Annotated in this window: 3 protein-coding genes; 2 read left to right on the forward strand and 1 reads right to left on the reverse strand. The window is 63.9% G+C overall.

The window, feature by feature from the left end; genetic code table 11:
• The coding region (locus tag KDH09_00460; GenBank protein ID MCB0218137.1) for a tetratricopeptide repeat protein at positions 1-1,675 on the reverse strand (1,675 nt) is incomplete at its 3' end.
• Positions 1,676-1,861: 186 nt separating this feature from the next.
• On the opposite strand from KDH09_00460, the gene KDH09_00465 reads away from it, so the two are divergent.
• Together KDH09_00465 and KDH09_00470 are read left to right on the forward strand one after the other, a co-directional pair.
• Positions 1,862-3,100, forward strand: a complete 1,239-nt coding sequence (locus tag KDH09_00465) for a patatin-like phospholipase family protein (GenBank protein MCB0218138.1) — start codon at positions 1,862-1,864, stop codon at positions 3,098-3,100.
• 275 nt (positions 3,101-3,375) lie between these two features.
• Positions 3,376-4,451 (forward strand): tetratricopeptide repeat protein (locus tag KDH09_00470; protein ID MCB0218139.1); only part of this gene is annotated, 1,076 nt, incomplete at its 3' end.

Genomic DNA, 4,451 nt, shown 5'->3' on the forward strand with positions numbered 1-4,451 from the left:
CGGACTTCGCGCGGGCTTCCATGGCCTGCTTGAGCAGGATCTCGCGGCGAAGGGCCTGCATGCGTTCATGGCCGGGGACGTTCACCCGCACCCATTCGAGTTGCTCCCATGCTTCGGTCAGGCGCCCGGAGTCGTAGAGCAGGCGTGCCAGGTCCACCTTGTAGTCGGGGTTGCGCGGCTCAATTTCCAGCGCGCGCTGGAAGAGCTTGATTGCCTTCTCATTCTTGCCGAAAGACTTGTAGATGAGCCCCGCGTTGGCGTAGCCGCCCGCGTTGTTGGGGTCGTATTCCTGCGCGCGTTCAAAGCGTTTGAGTAGTTCCGCGCCGCCGTATTGCCCGGTGAGCGATTCGTGTGCGCCCAGGTTGATCTGCGCGCGCGCCGATTGGGGCGAGTCGCGCTCGACCGTGCTCCAGAATGTCATTGGAGAATCATAGGACGGATTGCGCGCCCAGCAGCGAACGACGTAGAGGCTGAAGAGAACCGTCAGCGCGATCATCGCTACGGTGGCGGAGTTCTGAACCTTCGAGGCGCGAAGACGCGCGTCCGCCATGGCCAGCAGCATCCCGAAGCCGATGCACGGCAAATAGAGATAGTGCTCGGCTGTCACTTCGCGGTGGCGAATGATCTGCGCCGTGGGCAGCAGGCCCAGCACGATGATGCTCAGTGCAAAAGCTACCCACGGGCGGCGCGAGAGGTTCCAGAAAATCGAACCGATCAAGGCGACGATCACGGCCATGGCACCCCAGCCGAGCGGATCGCCCCAGCCGCTGGAGATGGCGATGCTCTTCATCGAATAATCGGCGAGCAGATGCAGCGGGAATATCAGACGCCAGAGCAGGATCACCTGCGCACGCAGCGCCGTCATCGTATGAGTGCCGAGCGTGCCGCCGATCAGGTTGCCGGTGGGGTCGTACCCAAGGTGCGTCGAGATGAACGAGCGGTGAATGAGCAGCGGCACCCCGAGCGCGAAGATCAGGGCGTACATCACCTTGTATTCAGTAAAGCCGCGCCAGATGCGTCGCCACGGGGAATCGACGCCCTGGGACTCGGGCGGATCGCGCCAGGGGTTCTTCGCCAGCAGCGCCTCGTAAAGCAGGAACAGGCCCGGCAGGGTGAAGATCGATTCCTTGGCGTTCATGCCGACAAAGAAATAGATCGGCAGTGTGATCTGCCACCACAGCGGTTTTTCCTCGCGGTATTTCAGATAGAGCAGGAAGGTCGTGAGATAGAAGAAGCCCAGCAGCAGGTCGCGCCGGCCGGAGATGTAGACCACCGACTCGGTCTGTACCGGATGAAAGGCAAAGACCGCCGCGACGATCCAGGCGGCACGGCGCGTGAGTCCCAGCCGAATCGCCAGCAGCCAGCACAGCCAGACGTTCACCATCTGGAGAATCAGGTTGATGACGTGATAGCCGGTCGGATGCTTGTCGAAGAGAAAGTAGTCGAGATAGAAGGCCGCCGTGACGATCGGGCGCTGCGCGGCATGACCCATGGGATTGGGCAGGCCCCAGCCCCACTGCGAGATGGGCTTCCAGGCCCAGGCGTGCTGGGCGAGCAGGCGGTCGTCGAAGATGAACCCGCCGGTCATTCCGTTGGCATAGGCCAGCGCAGTGAGCGCCAGCAGTGCCAACAGGGGCAGCGCCTCCCGAAACTCGTCGCTTGATTCCTTGCTCATCCGCGCTTCCCCGCGGCCCCTAACGGGCGAGCGCAGTATAGGCGGGCCGGCCGGCTTTCAAAGCCCCGGAACCGGCGTGGTCGCAATGCGAGCTGCATCACGCGCAGCCGCTCCCCGGGTCGTCTATACTGCAGAGGTGCGCGAGGCGGACCCGGAACCTGCGGGGGCGCTGAAGGTGGTTGGTTGATGCAGAACCCAAACGGCGGCAACGGAGCAGGTCTGCCGGCAGCGAACGAAGAACCCGAGAAACTGGCCGTGTGCCTTTGCGGCGGCGGCCTGACCGGCGCGTTCTACGAAGTCGGCGTGCTGCGCGCCCTGGACGAGTATCTGGGGCCAGGCAGCGTGCGCAGTCTCTTCGATGTCTGGGTGGGCACTTCCGCTGGCGCGAGCGTGGCGGGCTTCCTCAGCCAGGGCGTCTCGCCCGAGCGCCTGTTCCAGGCGATGAACAACCTCGACGATCCGTTCTTCCCCTTCCGCCGCGCCGATGTGTTCCGGCCCGACCTCAAGCGCTGGGGCGTCGCGGCGATGAAGGCCGCCGGGTATTACTTCTTCGGCGTGCTGGCCAACGCGCTGCGGATGCCCGGCACGCCGCCCATTGACTGGGGCCGCATGGTGGAGCGCCAGCTTCCCGGCGGGATGTTCTCGCTCGATGCCTACCGCGCTTCCTACGAAAAATCTCTCAAGCGAAACGGGTTGGCGCAGTCGTTCCTGGACCTCGGGCGCGACCTGGTGATCCCCGCGCTGGAGCTTGAAACCGGCGAGCGCTGGGCCTTTGCCAAGGGCGGCGAGCTGGAGACGACGCCCATTGCGCTCGCCGTGGCGGCCAGTTCCGCCATTCCCGGATTCTTCGACCCGGTGCGTATTCGAGATCGCAATTTTATCGACGGCGGCAGCGGGCAGGTCGCCCACGTCGATCTCGCCGTCGAGCGCGGGGCCAAGTCCATCGTGGTCATCAACCCGATGGTGCCCGTCCAGCTCAACCGGCCCCACCAGACGCTCATGGACTCGACCGAGCAGATCGACTCCATCGCCGGGCGCGGGCCCATCAAAGTCTGGGCCCAGGCGCTTCGCATCAGCACCGCCAACAAGCTGCGCATGGCCCTCAAGCGCTACACTGTCGAGCGCCCGGATCTGAAGGTCTTCCTGATCGAGCCACCGCTCGACGATGCCACGATGTTTCTCTTCTCCAATATGGATGAATCGAGCCGTCACACGGTTCTGGCCCACGGCTACAACACGACCCGGCGGGCGCTGGAGGAGACCGGGGAGGGCCTGCGCCAACTGGTCGCCGGGGCCCGCCACCGCTGGGAGCCCAAAAAAGGCCCTTCAGGGCCTCCAGGGCCCAAAGAGGGCGAATTCCACATCCTCTGCGGCGAGGACGAGTGCCCCCCTGAGGGGCCGCCGCTGGTGGGAACGGGCTGGTAGGGGTCGATTCCGGGGCTCCAGCAGCCTGAATTTCCACAAATTTTCGCCCCCAACAGGGGTTGGCGCCATTTCAGAAAATGCAGTATATGAGGGGCCATTGGCAGGTTGTCGCGAATCGCGCTGCCAAGCGGGGGAGGTTCAGCCTCCAGCATCTTTTAGGTGAACGCATCGGAGGGATGCGTCGGACGTGTGTCGTTCTTTTCGGAACGGCAAGCGTTTGGGGATGTCCAGTCTCGCAATACGCAGCCGCGGCAACCGAATCGGGAAGGGGTACCATGCAGAACTCACGCATTGGGCTTGTATTGTTTTGTCTCGGACTGCTTGTGAGCGTCAGTGCCATTCCGGCGCGCGCGCAGGAATCCGCCGGGGCACTTCAGGAAAAAACAGAGAGCTACTACGAGATCCAGGTCGTCAAGGGCAACCTGGCGCTCAAGGAAGGCAAGTTCGAGGACGCACTCGCAATTGCAGAGGACGTGCTCGCCGACAAGCCGAACAACGCCGAAGCACTCGCCATCAAGAGCCGCGCGCTCTTCTCGCTCGGTCGCGGCAGTGAAGCCGTCGAAGGCTTCCAGAAGCTCGAAGGCCAGGACCTCGAAGACCAGCGCTGGCGCATCGGTTACGGCATCACCCTGCGCGAGCAGGGCGACGAGGCCGGCGCGAAGGCGCAGTTCGAAAAGGCCGCCAAGGCCCATCCCGAGAGCGGCGCCGCCAACTACAACCTGGGCGTCTCGCTCTTCAATGAAAAGAACTACAAGGGCGCAGCGCCGTATTTCGACAAGGCGATCGAGGCCAAGTTCAGCCTCGCTGCGTCGAACTACTACCGCGGCCGTTGCGCGCAGGAACGCGGCAACACCGGGAAGGCCCGTTCGAGTTACCAGGCCGCGCAGAGCGCCGGCCCAAGCGGACGTCTGGCCTCGGATCTCGACAAGGCCGTCGCCAGCCTCGATGCGGGCGCGCCCGCCGCTGGTGAAGAAGAAGGCGGCCTGCGCGTCAGCGGGCGTCTGGGCTACTCTTACGACACGAACGTGACGCTCAACCCGAGTGACGCAGCGAACTCCACGGTGGCGGGTTCTCCATTCACCGGTGGCAGCCAGAAAGACGGTCGCATCGAGACGGTTCTCGATCTTTCCTACTCCGCGTCCAAGGGCGATACGACCCTCGGTGGCGGTTACAACTTCCTTGGCTTCTGGCAGCTCGGCCACGGCAAGGCGACGACCGATTTCACCCTGCTCAGCCATGACCTGGGAATCTTCGCGCAGCACGACTACGGTGAGAACGCCGTGTCCCTTTCGGTGGACGGTGTGCTCTCCACGCTGGGGCGTATTCCGGGGGCCGATGACTTCAAGAGCAC

This window comes from Chrysiogenia bacterium (assembly GCA_020434085.1).
Classification (GTDB): Bacteria; JAGRBM01; JAGRBM01; order JAGRBM01; family JAGRBM01; genus JAGRBM01.